This is a genomic window from Alkalicoccus saliphilus (genome assembly GCF_003044065.1).
Classification (GTDB): domain Bacteria; phylum Bacillota; class Bacilli; order Bacillales; family Salisediminibacteriaceae; genus Alkalicoccus; species Alkalicoccus saliphilus.
Window position 1 is genome coordinate 1 of sequence record NZ_PZJJ01000022.1, and the last position, 23,270, is coordinate 23,270.

Here is a 23,270-nt window from a genome sequence, read left to right on the forward strand (position 1 = left end):
TTTCATCAACAAACCATGGAAGGTCGTCTTCCCCGGCAAGAACTATGGGTTTGATAACGAAAAAACGAAAAAGACAGACCCATGGAGAATGAGTGAGAACGTGTCCAGAATTAGGGGGCCTAACCGAAACAGGCCTCTGATCGGACTTCGTTCGTTTCAAAAATATGCCCTTCTGCTTCCGCCACTGGAAGCCTCCGTAAAAATTAAGTTCCTTTCCGCTGGTCCGTAAAAGTTCAGCCTCTGCATGACTGGTAAATAACAGCGGGAAGCTGCTCCGGATCTTCTGCTTGAACTTGCACCTCCTGCTTTCATCGTTCATAAAAGGTTATTTGTATCATCACCTTCCTGTTTCCCCCTGTGACCAGTCCCGGTTATTAATGGGCATACGGAAACTATCAACCTCTTTCATTGAATTGTATTGAATTTTCAAAATAATTACATTATACTTATAACAGTTACATACCAACTGGTCAGTATATCTAATTATTAGAAATGGGGAGATGGCATGTCGGCGAAACAGGAACAGGATGTCGCGGCTTTACAGGCTCTGCAGCAGGAAAGGCAGGCAGCCCAGCAGGAGCGGCCGGGCCATAAGGAAATGCTTCATTACGGGATGGGCTTTTTCGGGATTATTTTAATTTGGACGATGGTCGGAACGTTTCTCGCGTTTTACTATACGGATGTTGTCGGTATCTCTGCCGGAGTCGTGGGAACGCTCATGCTTGTCTCCCGCCTGCTCGACGGCGTGACTGATATAGGCATGGGATCGGTCGTGGACCGGACAAAATCGAAACATGGAAAAGCCCGGCCGTGGATTCTCTGGATGGCAGTTCCGTTCGCGGTATCGGGAGTTCTCCTCTTTGCTGTGCCTGACATCAGCATGACCGGCCAGATCATTTATGCGTACGTCACGTATATCCTGCTTATTTTAACGTATACGGCGATTTCGATTCCTTACAAAACGCTGCTCGGCCTGATGACGCAGGATCCGAAAGGCCGCTCCCTCGTTAATGTGTATACCGGCGTGTTCACGATGCTCAGCACGATTTTAGTTATGACACTCGCGGAACCGATTGCAAGTGCTATCGGCGGCGGGCTGGGCTGGACAACGATTGCTCTTGCGATCGGTCTTATTATCATCATTACGTGCTTTATGTCCTTCCGGTCAACGACAGAGCGGGTCGATGTGCAGCCGGCCACCGAGCCGAAAAAGACCGTCCCTTTTAAAATTGAATTCAAGGCGCTGTTAACAAATAAGTTCTGGGTTATTATTACGATTTACTGCGTTCTCGCTTATACGCTGAATGCGCTTTTGACTGGTGCCGGCATCTACTACGCGACCTATATTTTAGGAAACAGCAGTTATTTTTCGTTCTTTGCCCTGTCGTTATTTTTACCGACGATTATCTGTTTCTTTTTTGTAGGAAAACTGGCGGGCAGATTCGGCAAACGAAATATTGCTTTAGTTGTTTCCATCATCGCGATTTTCGGTTCGCTTATTAAAATGATTGACCCCGCTAATCTAACAATTTTTTTAGCAGGGAATGCCATCCAGGGATTCGGATTAATTCCGGTTATCACGTTTTTATATGCGATGATTAACGACACGACGGAATACGGCGAATGGAAAACGGGCTTCCGGACAGCCGGACTCGTGAACAGCGCGGCCAGTTTCGGCATGAAAGTCGGTACTGGAATCGGCGGCGGATTGATCGGATGGATGCTTGCATTCGGCGGGTACCAGGGAGCGCTGGCTGAACAGACAGCCGCCGCAAACCAAATGATTCTTGCATTAAATATTCACCTTCCGCTGCTGTTCACTGTGCTCCAGGTGATTCTGCTGTGGATGTATAAACTGGATAACCAATACCCGCAAATATTAGACGACTTAGGAAAACGAAAACTGGAAGAGTAAGGATCCGGCAGCACTTTCTGCACTGGATAGAGCAGCAGGACGGGGAGTATTCCCCGCTCTGCTGCTCTTTTTTTCTGCCCCGTTCAGCCGCTGACGATTCACTCTGGTCTACGGCCGGCTGGTAATTTTCGATTAATCGAATCGGGTCGTATAGGAAATTTCCGGTTTTTGCAGGCAGCAAAGCAGACGTCTCATGAATAAACCTGCTTCCACCTGTTGTCCCTTCTCTTTCCTCCTTTATAATAGAAGAAAAGACTCTGTATCGTCTGACATTCAAAACAACTCAGATATACGCGCAGAAAGAAGGAGATGGCATGGAACATAACCAAAAGCTGATGAGCCTGATCGGTGCGGCAAGAACGCTGACGTCCTCTCTCGACCTGGAGACGGTGCTTCGGCAGCTGACGACCGAGGTGAGCCGTGTGATCGACGGCGCCCACGGGATTCTTTTGTTTCTATACGATGAAGATCACGACCAGCTCCGCATCCGGATGACCGGCGGCTATTTTAAGCTCGGGGAAATGCGGCATTCTGTTCTCGCTCCCGGGGAAGGTATGAGCGGCTCGGTGTTTGCTTCGAGAAAGGGGCACATTTTCCGGTCTACGGAAGAAACAGAGAAAATGATGACAAATATCCGTCCCGAATCCCGGGAGGCCTATACAAAAGCGCTCGGCGGATACTTTCTCCCGACGAGCGTGCTGTCGGTTCCGATGATCGTACGCGATAAAGCGATCGGTGTGCTGACAGTGGATGCATTCGATGAAAAAATCACGTTCAATAAAGAGGACCTGGAGCTTTTGGAAACGTTTGCGTCCCAGGCTTCCATTGCGATTGAAAACGCCATCCTTTTCGCCCGCAACGAGCGGACGCAGATGATTCACGAAGCGCTGTCCAACGTAGCGCTCGCCCGCGGCGGTACGCGGGACATTACGCGTACGCTTGCGGATTTGATCGATGAAAAAGTCCTCCTCGTCAACGATGTGTTCGATCTTATGGAAAGCTCCTCCCCCGCAGCAAAAAGCAGTGCTTTAACGCTTTTGGAAACAGAAAAAGAAGCCGTGATTAATACGGTAAGCAGTAATAACCCTTCCCTCTTCCAGTGGGAAACTCCGCACGGCTCTGAGCAGGCGGTTTTCTTTCCGATCCGCTCGGAAGGAGCGACGCTCGGCTATCTCGCTGTACTGATGGACGGAGGCAGCCGGCTGGACCCGCTGGACCGGTTCGCTATTGAACAGACGAGCGTCGTGTTTGCCGGGGAAATGTCGAGAAGAAAGCGGGACATTATTGAAGCGGCGGCTGCACGGGGCGAGCTTTTGATACCGCTGCTCGATTCAGAATGGCAGGATCTGTCGTACATGCAGATCGCCTCTCTTCCGTACCATCACGTAAACGAAGCGGATTACATCGTTGCACACATTACCCTTATGCAGCCTGTAGAAACCGGTGAAACGAGCCCCCTCCTCCGCTATTTAACGAGAACGCTGCTTGAAGACGAAGAAAATACGTACATTCTTCACCGCGGCCAGGAATTGACGATTATGTTTACATTAACAGCGGCGGACGAAAAAAGTCTCTCCACTGTCCGGCGCCGGCTGGAGGAATTCACGGGCCAGGTGGAGCGCTATGCAAAGGTCCGGACAGCTTCCGGGATCGGCCGGACAGTCAAGCACTTGAAACACGTCCGCACGTCCTACCGGGACGCCCTGAAATGCGCGGAAACGGCGAAAAGCGGCGGCGGCATTCTGTCTCCGGAGGACCTCGGCCCGGACCGTCTGTTTATGAGTCTCGAGCACAGCGAACTGGAAGGCTACGTGGAAGAAAAGCTTACGCCGATTCTAGCGTATGAAAAAGAGCGCGGAGCTTCTCTTCTTCCTTCTCTTGAAACATACCTCGATCATAACCAGTCGCTCCGCGCGGCTTCGGACGCGCTGTTTATTCACGTCAATACGCTGAAATACCGGCTGAATACGATTCGCACGCTGCTCGGAATCGACACGCTCGACGGGCGGACGCTGTTCGAACTGCAGCTCGCCCTTTATATTCGGCAGTACATGCAGAAAACTTCCAGATAGCGCCTCCAGACACGTCTCTTTGTCGGAAACCGACAAAAGGACGTGTCCTTTTTTGTCGAAATAGTATCTGTCATTATATTCTGAATAGTCTATAATCAATACGCAACAACCGATTATGAAGGCAGGAGGAAACAGATGAAACAACAACTATTAAATGATTACAACACATCGCTCTCCCATTCAGGAATAAACGGAGAACGGCTTGCCTCCCGTCTCGATGAACTTTCCGCCATCGGAAGTACAGAAGACGGCGGCAGCTTCCGGCTCGCTTTCAGCCCGGAAGAAAAACAGGCAAAGGATCTTGCTGCTTCGTGGATGGAGGAAGCGGGAATGATCGTTCGCCGTGACGGAGCCGGAAATGTTATTGGACGTCTTGAAGGCTCCACCCTCCCCGGACGACGGGTAATGAGCGGCTCTCATCTCGACAGCGTACCGCACGGCGGACATTTTGACGGACCGCTTGGAGTGCTTGCCGCCATCGAAGTGGCCCAGGCGTGGAAAGACAACGGTGAACAGCCTCCCCTTACGTTTGAAGCGGTCGTTTTCAGCGATGAAGAAGGCGCCCGGTTTCAAAGCGGCCTTTCCGGAAGCCTCGCGATGACCGGTGAAATTAACCTGGAAGAAAAAGCGGGCCTAAATGACGAATCCGGCAGAAGCTACGAAGAAGTGCTGAGCGATCAGGGACTCGATCTCGATTCAGTCCGCCGGGCAGAAGAAGATTTTTCCGATGTGGAAGCTTTTCTTGAAGTACATATCGAGCAGGGAAAGCGTCTTGAAAAAGCGGGGCTCTCCACCGGGGTCGTTGAAGGAATTGCCGGCCCGGCGTGGTTGAAAGTCACTTTTACCGGACGGGCCGGACATGCCGGCAATACGCCGATGGACGACCGGGAAGATGCTTTGATTGCCGCCTCCCGTTTCGTGACCGAAGTGGAAAAAATTCCGGCAGCGATCAGCCGCACCGCTGTAGCAACCGTTGGAAAAATGCACGTCAAACCGAACGGCGTCAATGTAATTCCCGGAGAAGTGACGTTAACTGTGGACATCCGGGACATTGATCAAAAAGCGAGAGACGAAGTTATCCGCCGCACGAAAGCGATGGCACAGTACATCGCCGATGACAGAGGGGTTGCCACTTCCACCGAAACAATGATGTCGACGCCTCCGCAGCCGGTGCCGGAGGAGCTGCTCGCACTCGGAGCGGAAGCGGTCGAAAAAACGCTCGGCACGAAGCCGTACATTCTGCCGAGCGGTGCCGGGCACGACGCGATGATTATCGGCAGAAAAGCTCCTTTTGCGATGCTCTTTACGAAAAGCCGGGACGGCGTGAGCCACCATCCCGCCGAATGGTCGTCGCTGTCAGACTGTGTGGAAACGATCCACGTATTGAAAGTATTGACGGAAGCCGTGATGACACAGGCACAGACTAAAAACCAAGGGGGAAATATTTCATGAAAAAATCAGTTCGTCTTACACTCGGAACAGCAGCGGTGACACTCTTTCTTGCCGGATGCGGCGTGGAAAGCGGTAATAACGGAGGCAACGACAATACAGCGGCGGATAACAATGCGAATGAAGCTGCAGACAACGACGGCGGAGAGGAAAACGAAGAAGGTGAAACGTATGAAGCCGGTGACGGAGAGGCAGAGCATGAATTTCAGATCGGCTGGAACTCCGGTTTGGAAGATGATTCAAAAGGTGTCGCTGCCCAGGCGTTTATTGAGTACGTAGCGGAAGAATCCGACGGCGCCATCGCTTTTGAACTTTTCCCGAATGAAACGTATGCCACTTCCCCGGAAATGATCGAAGCTGTACAGGTCGGCGCGCTGGATATGGCGCTTCCCGGAGCGAATGAACTCGCAAGTGTCGTTCCGGAATACGCCGCCCTCTCCCTCCCGTTTTTAACGGAAGGTCCGGAGGAAGCCCACGCCGTACTGGACAGTGATGTCGGGGATCATCTGCTCGAGCTGAGTGAAGGAACCGGTTTTTATTCCCTGTCTGACGTCGAGCTCGGCTTCGCCCAGATTACGAACGATGTGCGTCCGATTGAAGAACCGGAAGACGTGGAAGGCCTTACGATCCGCTCCCCTGATGACGCCAGCCTGATTGAAACATTCAACACACTCGGCGCAAGCGTTTCTACGATGGCCTACACAGAGCTTTACAGCGGCCTGTCCCAGGGAGTTATTGACGGCCAGTTCAACCCGCTCCCGTCCATTTACGATCAGAACATGCAGGAAGTGCAGGACTACTTGTCTGTAACGAACCACTCCTACTACTATTCCTACTTCATCATTCACGATGATTTGTTTGATGAACTGGATGAAGATCTGCAGGAAATCATCCGCCAGGGTGCGGATGAAGCCCGCCACGCCGCACGTGAATTTATCGCGGACGAAGAAGAAGCCGCACTGGAGCGGGCGGAAGATGAATTTGAAGTCGTCTCCTATCCGGAGCTGGAGCCGTTCCAGGAAGCAGTACAGCCTGTGTATGAAGAAATGGAAGACGTGATGGGCGAGGATATCATCAACAGAATGCAGGAGTTCCTCGAAGATTACCGCAGTGAATAATCATACCATATGAAAAGGGAGCTCCGTTCGTTTAAGGAGCTCCTTCTTCTCAAAAAGCTGCGTTGAAAATAGCTCGTTTATGAGATAGGCATAACGCTGCTGCACTTGCGGCGGGGCTTACCCGAGGGCTTGTTCTCGACTAATTTTGGCGGGAGAACCGGCCGCCAAAATGGATTCTCGAACGGCGCTGATCCTCCGGGTGTCCCCGCCTTCGTTACACAGCGTTAGATATTTTCATTTTTCATCGGGCTATTTTAACTGCATCCATGTCTCTGTTAATGCTCCGTTTTGGTAGATGGGCACCCACAGCTCTTTCCACCTGCCGCGGAGAAAACTCTCGGCTGCCCTTCGTCCGGGAGTATCTTCCAGCTTTCTTTTCCGCAGGCGTCACCAAAAATCATCTTGGTGCCCTTTTAGTGAATGGTAAACTCTTCTCCTGAAAAGCAGGCGTTTCCACTTAGAATAGATCGCAAGACGAAGCGGAAACCGGCCCGTGGAAGAAGGAGATTGGAAGTTCCCGCAGGGTGTAAGCTCAAGGAAGCTGGAAGATCTCCTCCACGGCAGAGCGGAAGCGAAGTTTTCTGCATCTACCAACGCGAAAATTTAACAGAGCTTTCCCAAAAAAGGAGGATACCGATGACTGTATTTCAGCCAAAAAGTCGTGCGGAACGTCTGATGGGAGGCGCTATTTACGGTATTGACCTTGTGTCGGCACTGCTGCTGGCGCTCCTGACGGCTGTCGTGTTCCTCGAGGTGTTCAGCCGCTATGTGTTTTCACTGCCGCTTGTGTACTCGAATGAACTGACGCTGCTTTTATTCCCATGGATGATTTTCATTGCCGGCGTTTCCGTGACGTTTCACGATAATCACCTTGCGATAACCTTTTTACGGAGGAAGATGCCGCCGAAAGTCCAGCAGGGAATGTTTTTGATTTCCAAACTGATCATGCTGTTTTTCTCGATCATGATGACGTATGCCGCCTGGCTGTATACTGAAAATCAGGCAGGACAGGTCATGCCCGTCCTGCGCATTTCCCGCGGCTGGCTCAGTACGTCGATGCTTATTGCATTTGCCTTGATTTCACTCGTTCTTATTTATCATATTATCCGGATTGTACGCGGCAGAATGACGGTTCCAAGAGAGGAGGAGGATATCGATGCTGTGGCTGATGATAATTAGCTTCTTCGTTCTTCTTCTGATCGGGGTTCCGATCGCTTTTTCCATGGGGGCTTCTGCTCTATTGTATTTCCTTATTGCAGGGCTTCCGATGGAAATGATGTCCCAGCGGTTTTTTTCCAACACCCAGTCATTCGCCTTTCTTGCGATTCCGTTTTTCATTTTTGCCGGAAGCCTGATGATTCAGGCCGGTATCGCCCAGCGTATTATTAAAGTTGCCGACTCGATGGTGCGTCAGCTGCCGGGCGGACTCGGCTGTGTGTCGGTCGTGACGAGTATGGGGATGGCCGGTGTTTCCGGGTCTTCCGTTGCCGACGCGGCTTCCACAGGTAGTGTACTTATTCCGGAAATGAAGCGGAAAAAATACGACGCTCCTTTCGCGGCTGCGATTAACGCCTCGAGTTCGGTTGTAGGAATCATTATTCCTCCTTCGAGCACGATGATCATTATCGCCTGGCTTGCTGACCTTTCCGTCGGCGCGATGTTTCTGGCCGGAGTTATTCCGGGACTCATCGTCGGCCTTGCATACTTAGGTACGACCGTACTGATTGCGCTCCGCCGCGGCTATCCGAGCGAACCGCGCCCTACACTGAAGGAATTCGGACGAAACATCTGGAGTGCATCCTTCGCCCTTCTTCTCCCGATTCTTCTCGTCAGTGTAATCATTTTCGGTATTGCAACAGCGACAGAAGCCGCTTCGCTTTCTGTTGTGTATGCCCTTCTTGTCGGTTTATTGATCTACCGGACCTTGAACTGGGATAAGATTTTGTTTGCGATGAAGGAAACGGTACAGGGAACGGCGATTGTTATGATCACGATCTGTGCGTCGATGATCTTTACGTGGGTGCTTATTTCCGAAGGAGTGCCGGGAGTAATCTCCGAGGCGCTCGGAGGACTCGGCCTTCCCGGATGGGGACTGCTTCTCGTGATGATTGCGATCATGCTTGTCGCGGGCATGGTACTGGAACTCGTACCGAACCTGTTTTTATTTATTCCGATTTTCATGCCGATTGCGACAGAAACGATCGGGATGGATCCGATGCACTTCGCGATGATTATGCTCGTGACACTTGCCCTCGGCATGTTCACACCGCCGGTCGGTGCGACGCTGTTTATTTCGTGCTTTATCGCAAAAATCAACATCGAAGACACGATCAAGGACGTAGCACCTTACTTCCTGACAGGTATTATCGTTATTCTCCTTATGTCCTTCGTACCGGGCACGAGCCTCTGGCTGCCGGGACTGTTTGAATAATTGGTTTATAAAAATAAACGCCCGCGGCGGTATTCCGCTGCGGGTGTTTTAATGCATCAGGGCTGCTTTCGGATGGCGCAATGACTTACCCTGCAGGCAAAAACTTCGCTCTTATTAATCAAGCTTATGATTCTGTCTGCAGCGGGAAGAAAAATGGAGTTATCTACGAAAGAATCCCTATTTCTTTTCCGATGGAGATGATTCTGTTCCCTTCCTGCTGACGGCGGTAATAAAATGCTTCTCTTCTCCAACGTTTTCTGATATATACGTTTTACGCTCATACGTAGCGATGCTGTCAACCTGTTCCGACGATCCGTCGGCGTATTCTACATACACCCGGTATCCAATAACCTCCTCTTCATCTACCGCGTGCCAGCTGATCCGATTGCCCCGAATTTCAACATTTTCAGGGGAAGAGGGCCGTTCTTTTTGTTGAGCGTTCTGTTTTTCAGACTCGTCTTCCACCAGCTGCGTATAAACGACCAGCCGGTCATCATGGGTGCCGTATTCCTGATTGAATGTTCCGGTGCACGTAATAAGATTTAAATGACGTCCTTCCGAGCTGCCAAATATGTCTTCAATAGGAGCTTCTCTACGATCGTATTTTGCAACTTTCGTCACCTCAAAGGTCAATGTCCCTCCCTCTTCATCTGTCACATGCACTTCATCCCCAGCTTCCATCTCCTTCAGCTCATAAAAAACTGCAGGTCCTGAACGGCTGTCCACGTGTCCTGCCATTACGGCGTTTCCCTGTTCTCCTGGTTTCACTCCCGGTTCAAACCAACCGATACCTTCTGCAGAGTCAGGTACTCCCATCTGTCCATTATCAAGAATCCCGACTTTTTCTACAGGCCCTCCGACTCCAACCGAAGGAATTTCCAGTCCCACTGGTTCCTGACGCTCTGGTTCAGAAAATTCTTCGCTGTCTTCCTGTCTCTGGCTATCCCTGTTTTCCGGATGAATTTGAAATTCTTCCACTTTTTCAAATTCCCCTGCTTCTTCTTCAGAAAGGTTTGCCTGATCACTTTCCGTTTGTATGTTTTCTCTTTCTGAAAGAATTTCCGTTTCTGATCCAGCAGAAGAAAAAACGGATCCTGCGTAAAAAAAAACTAAGTACTACAATGGATCCCGCGATGATCGGGTATAAAATGAGATATAAAAAACGTTTCATACATACAGCTCCCCTTTCAATAAAACGATCTCTGCCGAAAGTCTTGTACGTTCAGACAGTAACGAAGAAAAAACAAGTTGTTTTCCCTTCGTTACTCCCCGAAAAAAAGGTGAAAGAGTGTTTTCTATTTATATATACAGTTTTTTGCTTTCGCCTCCGCAGGACGCTTTCCGGGCGGGCCGGCTTCAGCTCATTTCTTCCTCCCACTGCTCGGAAGAAATGGATCTTCTGCTCGTCCTATCTCGCCTCTCGCCTGCTTCAGCTTCAGCAAAAAATAAAAAGAAGAGTTCTCTTCTAAAAACTTGTTGATTGCGTTCTTTTTTCCTTCAAGGAGCTGCTTTTTCTTCCGGAATGTCCGGCGGTTAGTGAAGGAGAAAGCTATACGCTGGAATAATTGTTCCACCAATAAGACTTAATCAACAATCTGAGGAAAAGAGAAGGATTTTCTCTTTTCCCAGTTTGTCCGTAAGGTTTGGTGCAGTCGTCTGTTTTTATTTTATTGTTCTGTATTTACTTTCTTCCGTCCGTATAGAAAAGCACCCGCTGCTGCTGCGAAAGTTGTGACCATCGCCCAAAGAACCATTGTATTCGAGCTGCTTCCCCCAAGACCTGTAGCAGGCATTTCTTCCGGCATTTTATCTTCAGCAAACATTTCCGGATTCTGAGCCACAAACGCACCGCTCAGTACTTCTCCCAGTCCAAACATATGGTGGAACCCGTGACGGAACTCTTCATTCCAAGTGCGGTCAAAGTTCCCGGCTGCATAGGCATCGAATGTATTAGTAACATCTGCTACGTGTGCAGAAATGGCTTCTTCGCCCGCTTCCTGTGGAATGCCGCCTTCTGTAGCTTCGTCAAGGAAAGCAGAGAATTCTACGACGTATTCAGCTAAATCCTCTTCTGCTTGTGCCCGGGCTTCCTCATTACCTTCTACTTCCGCACCTGTCATGTCGCCAAAGAAATTAATGTGGCTCTGCCAAATGGGTTCAAATGCTTCTGCTCCTTCCTCTCCGTAAACAGATTCGACAGCTTCTGTAAGGTCGGCTGTATTTTCGTCAAGTGCCCACTGAGCTTCATCGAAATCATCTGCTCCATCAAGGCCTTTCTGCATTCCAAATACAGCAAGGAAGAAATGTTCCGAGAGCAGGTGATTCAAGTCAGAACGAAGATCGGAAGCCGGTGTAGATACCTCTGTGTTATCAAACTCTTCCGGCATCTGCTCCGTAATGGCTCCTCCGAGATTCACACCAATGTCAAACATATGATGAAAACCGTGGCGGAAATTCTCGTATGCTTCCTGGTGGTCTCCAGCAGCATAGGCATCAAACGTATTCGTTACATCTGCCACATGTGCCGTAATGGCTTCTTCCCCGGCTTCCTGAGGCAGGTTTCCTTCGGTAGCTGCGTCCAGAAATCCGGAAAATTCCTGCACATAATTTTCAAGGTTGGCTTCTGCCTCTGCCCGGGCTTCTTCATCTCCCTCAGCTTCGGCTCCGACCATATCTCCAAAGAAGTTGATATGACTCTGCCAAATACGTTCAAATTCTTCTGCGCCTTCCGATCCGTAAACAGATTCAATCGCGGCTGTCAGTTCAGCTGTGTTCTGGTCCAGCGCTGCCCCCGCTTCTTCGGCATCTCCTTCTCCATCATACGCTTTCTGCATAAAAGCTACTGTCAGGGCAAAGTGTTCGGAAAATAGATGATCCAGATCGGCTCTTAAATCCGCGGCCGGACTGGTAACCCCTGCTTCTTCATAATTTTCTCCGTGATCCTCGTGATCCGCTGCCATTGCCATAGATGGTGCAAGTACTAGTGCTGCACAGGAAGATAAAACTGTTTTCTTAAACATTCCCATATTCTCATCACCTTTCTTTCGATTTTTTGAGGAAAATATTATATCCATTTCCCTCTGTACTTAAGACAACGAAAAAGAAAAGCGGATGGATCATATTTTTTGCAGATTTTTTTATTTTTTTTGAGTAGGTTCCTTTTTCGTTCGGAAAAGCAGCTACGTACAGCGGAAATCCGCCCGGGAGAAAATGCCGGCAGTAAAAGTAGAATTTCTTTATATAAGAACAATTTTTCCGAATTGTCCATGTTCTCTATTATGGAAAACAGTTATTCAGGTTTCCTTTCGTTTCTGATTCATGATGAAAAGACTGCATGGTTTTTTAACTTGAATAAATAAAGGGGTTATACATTACTATTTTTTTATTCTCCGCCTTATTATTCTGATAGTATATTTGTAGGGTTCTTTTATCGGCTCTACTATTATTTATTGTCCCGAATAACCAACATGGAAATTCTTAAGAATGGATAAGTGAATATATCACTTAATTAAAACGTTACGGAAAACGATTTTCTTTCCTCCTTTCAAAACGAAGGATAAACTTACATAGCGGCCGCCTCTTAAGCCGATCGGAAACGAAGTGATCAATTTTAACTTTCCATTCCACTTAATAAAAAGTTTGCGCCAGGATGATCAAATCCTATTTTTCTTTCGTTTATAGGAGTAGAAGCGTGTTTCTGAAAAAGGAGGGTCATATGGAAAAGCACGAAGACGTACAATTGTACGAGCGGATCCGTGCCAAGGATGAAGCTGCGATGGAAATGCTTTACGACAAGTATGCGAAACTGCTCTATTCGTTTGCCTATAAAATGGTTTATAATGCCGCAGGGGCGGAAGAAGTAGTTCAGGAAGTAATGATTAAGCTTTGGAGAGGAAAAGGCATTTATTCTGAAGAAAAAGGAAAATTCACGACGTGGCTGCTTACGATAACCCGGCACACGGCCATTGACTACCTTCGTAAACAGAAAAAAACTACAGAAGACGTGATTCACCAGGAAACAGAACACGAAGACTCCCAGCCAGGAACAGAGGAACTGGTGGAATGGAAACACCGCGGCGAACGTGTAAAAGAAGCAATGCGTACGCTCAAAGAAGAACAGCGGCTTATTATCGATCTGTTTTACTTCAAAGGGTATTCCCAGAAAAAAATAGCAGAAAAAGTTAATGTGCCCCTGGGCACAGTCAAAGGCCGTATACGGCTTGCTTTAAAGCATTTAAAAGATGAACTTTACGAAGAAAGGAGGGATTGGCAGTGACGAATCACCAGTGTGAAAAACTGATTGAATACTTTAATGGACAAATGCTGGAGGAGGAAAAAGAAGCGTTTGAAAAGCATTTGGAAAGCTGTGAAGAATGCCGGGAAGAACTTTCGGAATGGGAAGAACTCTCCGCAGACCTTCCTTTTTTAAGCGAGGCAGAAGAACCACCGCAGGGAATGAAAGAACGGGTGCTGACGAACGTTTGGAACAGCGAAGAAAACAAAGAAAATACAGAAGCACCGGAAAAAGAGAAAGATGAGGAAAAAAACCACTCTTTTAAACGTCCATCTCCTATCTGGCTCGCTGGCACAGCCGCTGCCGCTCTCCTTCTTTCTTTGGCAGGGAACGGTTATTTACTCAGTGAAAACCAGCAGCTCGCAGAGGAAAGAGAACAACTGGCAGAAGAAGCAGAGCAGCTTGCTTTGGAACGGGATGTCATTGCGTCAGACTACGAAGCTCTTCTTGAAGAAGAGGAAGATGGAAACGGCGTGGCAGACGTTCTGCTTGCCTCAAATCTTGCTTCTGCAGATGAAGCTCTCTTTTCAGGAGAAGGTTCGGCAACCATTATTTCAGAAGACGGGCACGTTGACCTGCTCGTTCAAGTAAGCGGCATGCCCGAACTGGAAGGAGAAGAAGCTTTTCAGGCATGGATCATTGAAGGGGAGACTCCGGTATCCGCCGGAAGCTTTACCATCGATGAAAATGGAAACGGAGCTGTCCGTTATCGTCTAAGTGATATGGAAGATATGCAAATTGATCAGATCGCTGTTACGCTCGAACCGCAGCCAAACAATGACCAGCCGGAAGGGCAGATGGTCCTTGCCTCGCCTCAATAACAGTTTATAATGCAGTCAAGGGCTGCCCCCATCGACAACGTCGATTATGGGGCAGCCCTTGTTATGGACGGATGGATATTTCAGTTCTCATTAACGGATTTTTAAAAATCGAAATTTTACAGCTTCTCCCAAACAAATCCCCGAAACGCTTAGGATGATTCTTTTCGATGTCACCTCATCAAGAAACCTCGGATAATATTAAGCAGTCCCTTTTTTCTCTATTTCCATCAAAGTCCTGGAAAGCTCCTCATGATCCATTTCGTCACCTATAAAAACAAGCGTATTTTTCATTTTTAGGTCGGCTTTTTCGTAGGAGGTCATTCCATAGGAATATTGGAAGAACAACGTTTCCTTTTTCTCGTCAAAGCGGAGGTATCCTTTAATGCGGTAAATCGAATCCGGCATCGACCGTAGAAAGTCTTCAAACAGCTGCTGGGAGACGGGGTTTTGAAAACTGTGAACGAACGTTTTTATATGCAGATGCCCGTCCGCGTGAATTTTCACGTGATCCCCGCTCTGCTGTCTTTCATTCTGTATCAGTTCATTGAGATCGACATCCGCAAATGTCGTCGGCACGACAGCCCCCTTCGGATTAAGAGAGCGCACTTCTTCTTCCACCGCCCGGCGGGCATCGTCACGTATGCAATCTATTTTATTCATCACGACAATATCCGCGTGTTTTACCTGCTCGGTAATGAGCTGCCTTACAGGAATACTGAGGGAGTGCCGTTCCTTCCAGCTCATGACATCCAACAGAGTGATAATAGAACGTATTCTTAATTTCTCCGCCAGCATCGGGGACAAACAGGTATCCAGTACTTCGACGGGATGAGCCACCCCTGTCGTTTCGATATATATTACGTCCAGCTCATGTCCGTGGAGTAGTTCGGAAAGCTTAATTTCCAGCTTGCCGGAGAGGGTGCAGCAAATACATCCGTTAAGAAGCTCTTTTAACGGGGTTTCTTCCGGAACAGAATCGGAATCGATAGAAACTTCCCCTACCTCATTCATTACTACCGCTGTTTTTCTGCCTGCCTCCTGCTCCTGCTTGAGCATTTTTTGCAGGAGGGTCGTTTTCCCGGATCCAAGAAACCCCGATAAAATAATGACGTCCACTTTTTTCATTGAGTAACCTCCTCTTTGCGAGCTTTTTTACTTTGAGTAATTATTTTGTTTCTTCGTTTCAAATGAAGCGTTTGTTCCGACTTATAGGAACAGGAAAATAATGAATGGAAGCGTGGCTATACTGAAAAATGTCGTCAGCACCACTGCGGACATGCCCAGTTTCTCGTTACCTCCGTATTTGGCAATCAGTACTGTCGCCAGCGTGAAGGAAGGCATCCCCGCCTGAATAATAATCAGGCCTTTTATTTCTTCTGATACGGGCAGAAATGGGGTGACCATTGCGGCCGCCACGGGCAGGGCCAGAAGCTTCACGAAAACGAGTATGAGAAGAAAAACGAAATACGTGCTTCCAAGCCACTTCAGATCAGGGAGTTTAAGCTGTCTCGCGAGCATGCCGATGTAAATCATCGCAAGCGGTCCTGCCAGTCCTGCGAGCATAAATGTGCTTTCCAACAGAATAGCAGGCACGGCAAGACCGAGCCCCGCTGCCGGCAGCGTAATTAGCAGCGTGACGAAAGGCGGGTTAAGCATGGCTTTCATCTGCGACAGCTTAAACCGCTTCCGGCTTAACAGAAAAATTCCGAGTGTGAAGGCCGTCGTTATCGAAGCGGCATCGTATATAGCTGCATACACCGCCGCCGAAGACCCGTACATCATTACGGCGAGTGGAATTCCTATGAATCCTGTATTCCCGCATCCGCATAAAACGGCGAGCTGCTTTCTTTCCAGCTCTCCGTAACCGGCCAGTCTGCCGAAAAGATAGCCGAAAAATATGCCCGTCAGATTCAACGTCAGGGAAGTTGTATAAATGACTGCCAAATCCTGAAGCAGATCACTTGTGATGTCTCTGGAAACGATACTCGAGAAAATCATGCTCGGCAGTGCGATATTAACGACGATAAAAATGATAAATAAACGGACGGACGACGTTAGTTCGATCCGCCCCGCTAATAGGAAACCGAGAAGGCCGATGAGAGCCATCACCAGTATCGGCAGAAATCCTTCCATAAGCAAGACATCCTTTCTTCTGCCGATAATATTAACAGACTTTTATCAGACAGCCTACTCCAACGGATAATTTCTTCTATTCCCCCTATCTTAAAGACTCCCTTGAAAATAAAGAGAAACGTCCGCTTTCGTTTCCATGAAGAGGCTTTCCGAGCGGACCGGCCTCAGCTGATTCCGCCCTCCTTTTGTCGGTCTGAGTGGGGCTCGGCCTTCATCGCTTCGGAGTCCCTCCATGTCCACTTCAGCTTACGGTAAAACGCTCACGGCATTTCCTCTTTTGAAGTGAAAAGCAGAAGTTGTCAAACGAACGATGGAGAAGACTGTTTTCATTTATTGTGATTAAAGCTTTCTATTATTTTTGAAAGTCGCCTGGAGATCGGTTTTTACAGAAGAAAGAACAGCGTTCATGTAAAGCAGAACTTTTCTATTTTTCCATTCATTTAGAGCTTTAACACAGCTATATTAAATGCAATTTCCAAAGCATCACCTAAACTTTATGCCTTCCTTCTTTTATATCTGCGGACCGCCGCAGAAGTAAAAGGTAAAATATACATGCCGATAAAATCATAAAGAAAACGAAGTCACCAATTGGGAAAGGCGATTCGGACTGTCCAAATATCCCCTGTTCATGCGCCATTCCTGCAAACACTAAGGACGACCCGTGCAGGACCTGGACAGTAAAGAGAATTAAAACAATTACATAAAATTTCCTCATTAAAAAAGCGTTCAAACGATTCATATGGAGCACCTCAATGATGTAGTTAAGTAGTTGAATAAATCCTATGGTAAAGGAAATATGTGTAAAGATCTAAGCTGCACAAAAATATTTTATAACCAGGAACAAATATCCTAGGAAGAAAAAATCAGAGGTGCCGCTTCTCTTCCCTGCAAATGAAGGACTTTTTAAGATGCGGGCACGATCCTAACGAGTAGCCTGCCCGGATACTAGCATAACTATCTATAGATAGAATTTCACCTTTTTCATAACCTATTTTTCACTGTCACGTGTGGATTAAACCAGAGCGGTGGTTCCTGCGGTCGAAACCTGTATCCGTGTTTTTATACGCAGTTATTGAATGAACAATCATTCATAATATGCTACTATGGTAAAAAGTACCTTTCGGGGGGAGAGGCTATGTTATTAAAAAGGAGTTTTACAGAGGACACTGTCAACGGCGTACAGATCGGATGCGGCACGGTCGCTTTTCAAAATATGAAGCTTCATGTGTACAGCTATTACACCGACGGCATTTTAATCGATACGGGTGCTGATTCCTTACACCGTTTGTTCAGGAGTTTTTTTAAGAAGCTTGATATTGAAAAGGTATTGATTACTCACTATCATGAAGACCATACAGGGGGTGCGCAGTTTTTACAAGATGATTATAAGCTGCCTATTTATATGGACAGCTTGATGATCCCTTACTGTAAGGAGAAGGCGGACTATCCTCTGTATCGAAAATTATTCTGGGGAAAGCGGAAGCCTTTCCGAGCTGAGGCGGTTACGGATACGTTTCATTCGGAGAATGCTGTGTGGCGGGCTGTCAAAACACCTGGTCACGCAGCCGATCATCGTTCATTTTTAAATGAGGAAACGGGTCAGCTTTTTACTGGCGACCTTTATTGTCAGACGAAAACAAAAGTTGTACTGAAAGAAGAAAGTATTCCTGTGATGATCCATTCACTGGAGAAGATGCTGACGTATGATTTTGAGGAAGTGTTCTGCAGCCATGCGGGGTGGCTGAGGAATGGCCGGCAGGCTTTAAAAGAAAAGCTGGATTACTTACTGAATCTTCAAGGGGAGATATTAACACTTCATGACAAAGGGCTGAATACGCAGCAAATCAAGGCAGAACTTTTTCCAAAATATTACCCCATCACACGTTTCTCTTTAGGTGAATGGGATTCCGCCCATATTGTTAATTCTGTCGTTAGAAACAGGAATAACTGAAAGGAGTATTGGGTACCACTAAGCTTAGTCATAGTGATGAGAGCAGGCCGGCTAATGATAGGACAGACAAGTATCACTTTCATATTCGACGGTGTCATGTCTCCAAGATCCCTGAAAAACACAATTAAGATGGCAGCAGTCTGCAGTAATGAACATTTCTTATAAGTTCAGTGAAATTTACTCCGTGGCAGAACGATTAAGCCAATATTAATTGTAAATGAAGACTATCTTAAAGACGAACCTTCAGGATATAACTTTGACATATAACAAGTATGAAAATGTATAATGCAGAAAGGCATCCTGGAAGCCCCAGGATGCCATTTTGCGTACTGCTTTAATGTCCTTTAACGTCTGAATCCTCTGTGTCACTGTATATACCGTGCTCTCTTGGATATTCGTCCAGCTCCGGGTCGTAGCAGGTGACCATGCCGCCCGTCATCGGCTGGCTTGCTGCCGGAACAGTGGAGCCTTCGATGTCTTCCCCTTCCGGCAGGCGGATGCCGCCATTTTCCCTCGTTTCCTGTTCCACCCGGTCTGTCAGTTCCATGCCGAGTTCCAGACTTTCGGTTAAACGAACCTGCACGTTTTCTGTGATCAGTTCTGCTGCTTCCGCTTCCTGACCGCTGTCGAGAAGGGCCGCCGCTTCTTCTTCGAGAGACGCTCTTTCTTCGAGCATTCCCTGTTCAAACGCCTCGATTTCCCCTGTTACTTCATGAAGGAAATCCTCCGGCCGCTCGCAGGTGAAATACATGAGCCGTTTGAATTCTCTTACAGCCGACCGTGTGGCTTCTACGTGCTGATAATCCGGATCAAGAAACTCGCTGTCCGCGTCTTTCGTTAAATAGCGGTGCTGCAGAAACTCAGGCGGCACTTCCTCTGCCGCAATCGGGATCGGCACGAACGGCGTTGTTACGGCTCCTGTCGTTGCGACCCATAACGTCTGCAGTTCCGCCGGTACGTCGGAGCGGATTTCCACCGCCTGTCCGTATCCTGAATAGTCGTTGGACCATCTCGGGTCACGGACGAGCGCAAGCATATCCTCGAGACTTACTTCCTCCATGGAAGCTACTTCTTCTTCCAGGTCAGGCGGAATCCTCTGCGCCGTATAGTGATCGTCCTCTTCCTCCACGCCTTCCCCAGGGAACGGCTGGCCGTACACATCCTGCAGGTTCAAATAGTCTCCTTCTTCCGGATCCCACCATCCCTGCTCTTCAGCAAACTCCACAATATTCGGGGAGCCCATGAAATCATCATTTTCTTCAAAGTCTGCCGGGAAGTCATGAATGTATCCGGGGTAGGAAACTCTTATCTCGTCGGAACCAAGCCGTTCAGCGGCCCACAGCCCCTCGCCCCCGGCATAGTTAATAAACACCCATCCTTCTTCTTCGTCCGCGAACATATGAGAGTTCCCACCGTACGTTGTATAGCCGTACTCATCAATCAGCCCGCCGATAATTTCCACCGCTTCGGCAGCACTTTCCGCTCTTTCCATCGCAATACGGGAAAGGTCACTGTACTGCGGACCCTGCTGCGGGTCCGGTGTCATATCCACGAGTTCGTCCCTCGACGGCGACCAGATGTCTCTTCCGGCCACTCCTTTCTCGTTTAATCCCCCGTTCGTGAGCGGCGGTGGAAAACCTGCATATTCCGAGTAAGTAGAACTAATATACTTGTATGTCTCTTCCGCCTGCGGAATTTCAATTAATTCCCCCGGAAGATTGGCGTCCCCCGTGACTCCAACTTCCATCGTGGAACCCGGCGGATGTTCCTGGGCCGGTACGATATCTATCCAGTGGCTCGACGGCTCGTGCCCGAATCCTCCCAACAGCGTATGACCGTTTTCTGTTAAATCGCTTCCTACGTAAAACCCGATACTCTTGGACTCTGTTTCCGCCAGCTTTTCAGATGCAGATAAATTATCTTCCTCCTCCTGCATCATCCCCGCTGCATAAAACGCACCGGCTGCCACGCTGCCTGCTGCTCCTGCCAGTAACCATTTTCTTTTCACCGGACATTCATCTCCTTTAGTAAAGAAAGAATCTCCCGGAATCCCATATCTCATAATTTTCTGAATTTTTATATAATTATACGTTTTTATCCTGCAAAGTCAAATTCAGGCTGAATACTTCAATAATTGCCCTTTGTCAAAAAAGCTGATAAAAAGGTACAATAGTGTAAAATCATCGTATAGATTATTTGAAAGTCCATAAATACAGACTTTTGTAAATAAGAAACATATTTTATGTATAGGAATGATACTATGTGGAAAAAAATATTGGCAGCGGGTACTGCCCTTGCCGGTATATTTCTCATTTACCTCTGGATCGGCGGCGCGCTGATATTACAGCTTACCGTACCGGTTGCTGAGGAAACGAGTGACCGGGCGGGAACAGAACGCTTTTACAGCCAGGAGCTGTCGAGTGACCGGGTCGCGTTGATTCATGAACGGGTGGAGTCGAAAAAAATGCGGACGCACTTAAAAGAAACGGCCGACGAGTCACTTGATGTGACGATGTTTAAAATCACCGACGGGACAGCTGATCTTCTTTTTTACACGTCCCTTTTGGAAGCAGCCGACAGAGGCGTCCACGTCCGTGTCCTCGTTGACGGCATGTTTCACAACCTCCGGGGAGATAAAAGTGATATAGCAGAAGCTTTTATGTATCATCCCAACATAGAGCTGAAATTTTTTGAGCCGGTAAATTTGTGGAAACCATGGAGCCTCAATAACCGCCTTCACGATAAGCTCATTATTGCAGATGACCGGTTCGGCATGATCAGCGGAAGAAACATCGGGGACCGCTACTTTGCTCCCACCGGGTTTGATGGAGCAACGGACGACCGTGATGCGGTTGTTTATAATCCTTCCGGAGCTTCGTATGAAAACAGCGGTGTTTTTCAGATGCAGGATTATTTTAATCTTGTCTGGAATCATGAATACGCTCAGGAAGCCGTACCGGAAATGTCCGGCACGCAGCGTGAAACGGCAGAGGACAGGCTGCAGGAACTGCGCCGCCAATACGCTCAGTTCCAGGAAGAATACGGCCTTCTTTATAATAACGACTATGAGTGGGAAAACAGCACGTATGAAGTCAATAACGTCACCTTTGTTCACAATCCTCTCGGCAGGATGAACAAAGATCCTTGGGTATGGAAGGATCTCATCGGTTTAATGGAGGAAGCAGAAGAGTCCGTTATTATGCAGAGCTCTTTTATTATTCCGTCGGACACGTTAACGAATCATATTAACGCCGAAAACCTTCCTGCTGATGTACAGATGATCACTAATTCCCTTGCCGCTACTCCTAATCTACCCACCTTTTCCCGCTACGCGTCTTACCGGGAGGATCTCGCTGCATCGCAGGCCGACGTGTACGAATATCAGGAAACAAGGAAATCCATCCACGGAAAATCCTATGTGTTTGATAACCGTCTCAGCGCTATCGGCTCTTTCAATCTCGATCCACGAAGTGTTCATCTCAGTACAGAAAGCATGCTCGTTATTGACAGTGAAGATGTAAACAAAGAGCTGCGCGCAGAAAAGGTATTGCTAATTCACGAGGAAAGTCTCCGGGTGAAGGAAGACGGATCCTACGAAGATAACGATAATGTTGAAAAAGAAGAACCTCCTGTTACGAGAGAAGCCGGCAGACGGATATGGACAGCCATCACTTTCTTTTTTGAACATCTTTTCTAAAAGCAGCAGACAGCAAAAAAGAAGCCGGGAGAAAAATTCTCCGGCTTCTTTTTTTAACTGTTTTGTCTGCGCAGTACCAGTGAAAAATGTTTGGATAATTCTTTTATCGCATCTGCTGCCTGTGGATAGTAACCGAGCTTTCGGACAAACGCATGATCCATTCCTTTGTATTCAAAATGACGCACCGGGACTCCTGCCTCCAGCAGCTGGTTAGAAAACTCTTCTCCCTGAATACGCAGAAAATCAAATTCTGCTGTAATGAGCGTAATAGGAGGAAGACCTGTTTTATCTCTACGCAGCAAAGGAGAGACGAGCGGCAGCAATACGTCCTCCAGATTATTAAGATACAGCGTCTGAATAAAAATAAGAGATTCTCTCATCGTTATAAGCTCCTGGCGAATTAACTCATAATCTTTTGCCGTGTCGTAATGCTTTATATTCCAGGTTTCCCTCGATACGTCAGATAAATCAACCAATGGACAGAGTAAACCTATATAGCTTATCTCCCACGGCTTTTTCCTGCTTAATTGATGCACACCGAGTGCAAGATTGCCACCGACACTGTCTCCAACAATACCAATTCTATCGGTGTCCACATTGAATTTTTCGGGATTGTTATACAGATAACGCACAGTTTCGAAACAGTCATCGAGGCCATCCTGATAAGGGTGTTCCGGTGCAAGACGATACTCCACACCGATGACTACCGCCCCGGCTTCCTGGGCCAAAAGCTTGCACATATTTTTCATGACATCTACATCCCGCTCAAAAAAACCTCCGCCGTGCAGATAAACGAGCACCGGCTTTTTTTCATTCGTGCGATTATAAACCCCGAGTGGGATTTTGCGGTCTGGTAAAATGATATTTGTGGTTTCCAAACGGATCCCGCTGCTTAAATCTTTACTCCTTACTTCCGTTCTGTTCCGGGTGGTTTCCAGGTCGTCCATTTCGAGCGGACGTCTTGTTTTCGGGTCGGCCTCTTCTGCAAGAAATTTTCTTACTCTCGGATCCAGACCACCGTTCCCTTCCTGAAAAGGAATTTCCTTATTAATAATGTTTAATTTTCCTTTTTTCGAATGCATTATTTTTGCTTTTAATCTTTCTGTAAGCTCCTCATGTGTATAATTCATGACGCACTATCCTCCTGATCAAAACATCCGGGCAGGTGTTCTCCAGCTAAAGGGCTGTTCTTAGATTTGTCCGGGCATCTCTCGGGCTCTGCAGGCTTTCAAAAAAGGGTGAGCACAGGAATGTCCTCTTCAAAGAACTTAATCTCCAAAAAGCCTGTGTAAGAACATCACTTTATAACTAATGGCAGCGAATTTCACCTGCAGCGTATCGGACCTTTATCTATAGTAACTGTTAATTAAGATTCCACCTCCTTTCACA

General features: G+C 47.8%; 17 protein-coding genes. 10 read left to right on the forward strand and 7 right to left on the reverse strand.

What is annotated here, in order from left to right:
• Positions 1 to 319, reverse strand: a 319-nt coding sequence (locus tag C6Y45_RS17860) for a hypothetical protein (protein WP_218017815.1), incomplete at its 3' end; no start/stop codon positions are given.
• Positions 320 to 505: 186 nt separating this feature from the next.
• On the opposite strand from C6Y45_RS17860, the gene C6Y45_RS12320 reads away from it, so the two are divergent.
• The 6 genes from C6Y45_RS12320 to C6Y45_RS12345 all read left to right on the forward strand — a co-directional run bounded on the left by C6Y45_RS12320 (position 506) and on the right by C6Y45_RS12345 (position 8,985).
• Positions 506 to 1,915, forward strand: a complete 1,410-nt coding sequence (locus tag C6Y45_RS12320) for an MFS transporter (RefSeq protein WP_107585533.1) — start codon at positions 506 to 508, stop codon at positions 1,913 to 1,915.
• Positions 1,916 to 2,229: 314 nt separating this feature from the next.
• Positions 2,230 to 3,987 carry a helix-turn-helix domain-containing protein gene (locus tag C6Y45_RS12325; RefSeq protein WP_107585534.1) on the forward strand — a complete coding sequence of 586 codons (1,758 nt, stop codon included), beginning with the start codon at positions 2,230 to 2,232 and terminating at the stop codon, positions 3,985 to 3,987.
• 135 nt (positions 3,988 to 4,122) lie between these two features.
• Complete coding sequence (locus C6Y45_RS12330) at positions 4,123 to 5,439, forward strand: Zn-dependent hydrolase (protein WP_107585535.1); 1,317 nt, start codon at positions 4,123 to 4,125, stop codon at positions 5,437 to 5,439.
• On the forward strand, positions 5,436 to 6,554 hold the full coding sequence (locus C6Y45_RS12335; protein ID WP_107585536.1) for a TRAP transporter substrate-binding protein: 1,119 nt from the start codon (positions 5,436 to 5,438) through the stop codon (positions 6,552 to 6,554). The genes C6Y45_RS12330 and C6Y45_RS12335 overlap by 4 nt, the downstream gene beginning before the upstream one ends.
• A gap of 636 nt (positions 6,555 to 7,190) precedes the next feature.
• On the forward strand, positions 7,191 to 7,733 hold the full coding sequence (locus tag C6Y45_RS12340) for a TRAP transporter small permease (protein ID WP_245922652.1): 543 nt from the start codon (positions 7,191 to 7,193) through the stop codon (positions 7,731 to 7,733).
• The gene (locus C6Y45_RS12345; RefSeq protein WP_107585537.1) at positions 7,711 to 8,985 is read left to right on the forward strand and encodes a TRAP transporter large permease; all 1,275 of its coding nucleotides are present in this window, start codon (positions 7,711 to 7,713) and stop codon (positions 8,983 to 8,985) included. The genes C6Y45_RS12340 and C6Y45_RS12345 overlap by 23 nt, the downstream gene beginning before the upstream one ends.
• A 177-nt stretch (positions 8,986 to 9,162) precedes the next feature.
• Here C6Y45_RS12345 and C6Y45_RS12350 read toward each other — a convergent pair whose 3' ends face one another.
• Positions 9,163 to 9,963 (reverse strand): class F sortase, encoded by an 801-nt coding sequence (locus C6Y45_RS12350; protein WP_160058349.1) that lies wholly within the window; start codon positions 9,961 to 9,963, stop codon positions 9,163 to 9,165.
• A gap of 689 nt (positions 9,964 to 10,652) precedes the next feature.
• A complete protein-coding gene (locus C6Y45_RS12355; protein WP_146159180.1) occupies positions 10,653 to 12,005 on the reverse strand; it encodes a copper amine oxidase in 1,353 nt (450 codons plus the stop codon).
• A gap of 695 nt (positions 12,006 to 12,700) precedes the next feature.
• Here C6Y45_RS12355 and C6Y45_RS12365 point away from each other — a divergent pair.
• On the forward strand, positions 12,701 to 13,261 hold the full coding sequence (locus C6Y45_RS12365; protein WP_107585585.1) for an RNA polymerase sigma factor: 561 nt from the start codon (positions 12,701 to 12,703) through the stop codon (positions 13,259 to 13,261).
• On the forward strand, positions 13,258 to 14,100 hold the full coding sequence (locus C6Y45_RS12370) for an anti-sigma factor (RefSeq protein WP_107585541.1): 843 nt from the start codon (positions 13,258 to 13,260) through the stop codon (positions 14,098 to 14,100). The genes C6Y45_RS12365 and C6Y45_RS12370 overlap by 4 nt, the downstream gene beginning before the upstream one ends.
• A gap of 198 nt (positions 14,101 to 14,298) precedes the next feature.
• On the opposite strand, the gene C6Y45_RS12375 is transcribed toward C6Y45_RS12370, so the two are convergent.
• Both C6Y45_RS12375 and C6Y45_RS12380 read right to left on the reverse strand, forming a co-directional pair.
• Entirely contained in the window at positions 14,299 to 15,225 is a 927-nt protein-coding gene (locus tag C6Y45_RS12375; protein ID WP_107585542.1) for a CobW family GTP-binding protein, read from the reverse strand.
• 81 nt (positions 15,226 to 15,306) lie between these two features.
• Positions 15,307 to 16,233, reverse strand: coding sequence for an AEC family transporter (locus C6Y45_RS12380; RefSeq protein ID WP_107585543.1), 927 nt, complete (start codon positions 16,231 to 16,233; stop codon positions 15,307 to 15,309).
• 1,135 nt (positions 16,234 to 17,368) lie between these two features.
• On the opposite strand from C6Y45_RS12380, the gene C6Y45_RS12390 reads away from it, so the two are divergent.
• Positions 17,369 to 18,184, forward strand: a complete 816-nt coding sequence (locus tag C6Y45_RS12390) for an MBL fold metallo-hydrolase (RefSeq protein ID WP_107585545.1) — start codon at positions 17,369 to 17,371, stop codon at positions 18,182 to 18,184.
• 334 nt (positions 18,185 to 18,518) lie between these two features.
• Here the strand turns inward: C6Y45_RS12390 and C6Y45_RS12395 are convergent, their stop codons facing one another.
• A complete protein-coding gene (locus C6Y45_RS12395) occupies positions 18,519 to 20,192 on the reverse strand; it encodes a C69 family dipeptidase (protein WP_218017816.1) in 1,674 nt (557 codons plus the stop codon).
• A gap of 252 nt (positions 20,193 to 20,444) precedes the next feature.
• Between C6Y45_RS12395 and C6Y45_RS12400 the strand changes: the two genes are divergently transcribed.
• The gene (locus C6Y45_RS12400) at positions 20,445 to 21,881 is read left to right on the forward strand and encodes a phospholipase D-like domain-containing protein (RefSeq protein ID WP_160058351.1); all 1,437 of its coding nucleotides are present in this window, start codon (positions 20,445 to 20,447) and stop codon (positions 21,879 to 21,881) included.
• 53 nt (positions 21,882 to 21,934) lie between these two features.
• Here C6Y45_RS12400 and C6Y45_RS12405 read toward each other — a convergent pair whose 3' ends face one another.
• Positions 21,935 to 23,011: an alpha/beta hydrolase gene (locus tag C6Y45_RS12405; RefSeq protein ID WP_107585547.1), complete on the reverse strand. Its 1,077-nt coding sequence runs from the start codon at positions 23,009 to 23,011 to the stop codon at positions 21,935 to 21,937.
• Between the last annotated feature and the right edge of the window lie 259 nt (positions 23,012 to 23,270).

What these genes read in the sequence shown, in the direction of transcription:
- C6Y45_RS12345 (WP_107585537.1), top strand. Translation starts at nt 7,711, where the DNA reads ATGCTGTGGCTGATGATAATTAGCTTCTTCGTTCTTCTTCTGATCGGG.
- C6Y45_RS12355 (WP_146159180.1), bottom strand. Translation starts at nt 12,005, where the DNA reads ATGTTTAAGAAAACAGTTTTATCTTCCTGTGCAGCACTAGTACTTGCA.
- C6Y45_RS12405 (WP_107585547.1), bottom strand. Translation starts at nt 23,011, where the DNA reads ATGAATTATACACATGAGGAGCTTACAGAAAGATTAAAAGCAAAAATA.
- C6Y45_RS12365 (WP_107585585.1), top strand. Translation starts at nt 12,701, where the DNA reads ATGGAAAAGCACGAAGACGTACAATTGTACGAGCGGATCCGTGCCAAG.
- C6Y45_RS12380 (WP_107585543.1), bottom strand. Translation starts at nt 16,233, where the DNA reads ATGGAAGGATTTCTGCCGATACTGGTGATGGCTCTCATCGGCCTTCTC.
- C6Y45_RS12335 (WP_107585536.1), top strand. Translation starts at nt 5,436, where the DNA reads ATGAAAAAATCAGTTCGTCTTACACTCGGAACAGCAGCGGTGACACTC.
- C6Y45_RS12325 (WP_107585534.1), top strand. Translation starts at nt 2,230, where the DNA reads ATGGAACATAACCAAAAGCTGATGAGCCTGATCGGTGCGGCAAGAACG.
- C6Y45_RS12375 (WP_107585542.1), bottom strand. Translation starts at nt 15,225, where the DNA reads ATGAAAAAAGTGGACGTCATTATTTTATCGGGGTTTCTTGGATCCGGG.
- C6Y45_RS12400 (WP_160058351.1), top strand. Translation starts at nt 20,445, where the DNA reads ATGTGGAAAAAAATATTGGCAGCGGGTACTGCCCTTGCCGGTATATTT.
- C6Y45_RS12320 (WP_107585533.1), top strand. Translation starts at nt 506, where the DNA reads ATGTCGGCGAAACAGGAACAGGATGTCGCGGCTTTACAGGCTCTGCAG.
- C6Y45_RS12340 (WP_245922652.1), top strand. Translation starts at nt 7,191, where the DNA reads ATGACTGTATTTCAGCCAAAAAGTCGTGCGGAACGTCTGATGGGAGGC.
- C6Y45_RS12330 (WP_107585535.1), top strand. Translation starts at nt 4,123, where the DNA reads ATGAAACAACAACTATTAAATGATTACAACACATCGCTCTCCCATTCA.
- C6Y45_RS12390 (WP_107585545.1), top strand. Translation starts at nt 17,369, where the DNA reads ATGTTATTAAAAAGGAGTTTTACAGAGGACACTGTCAACGGCGTACAG.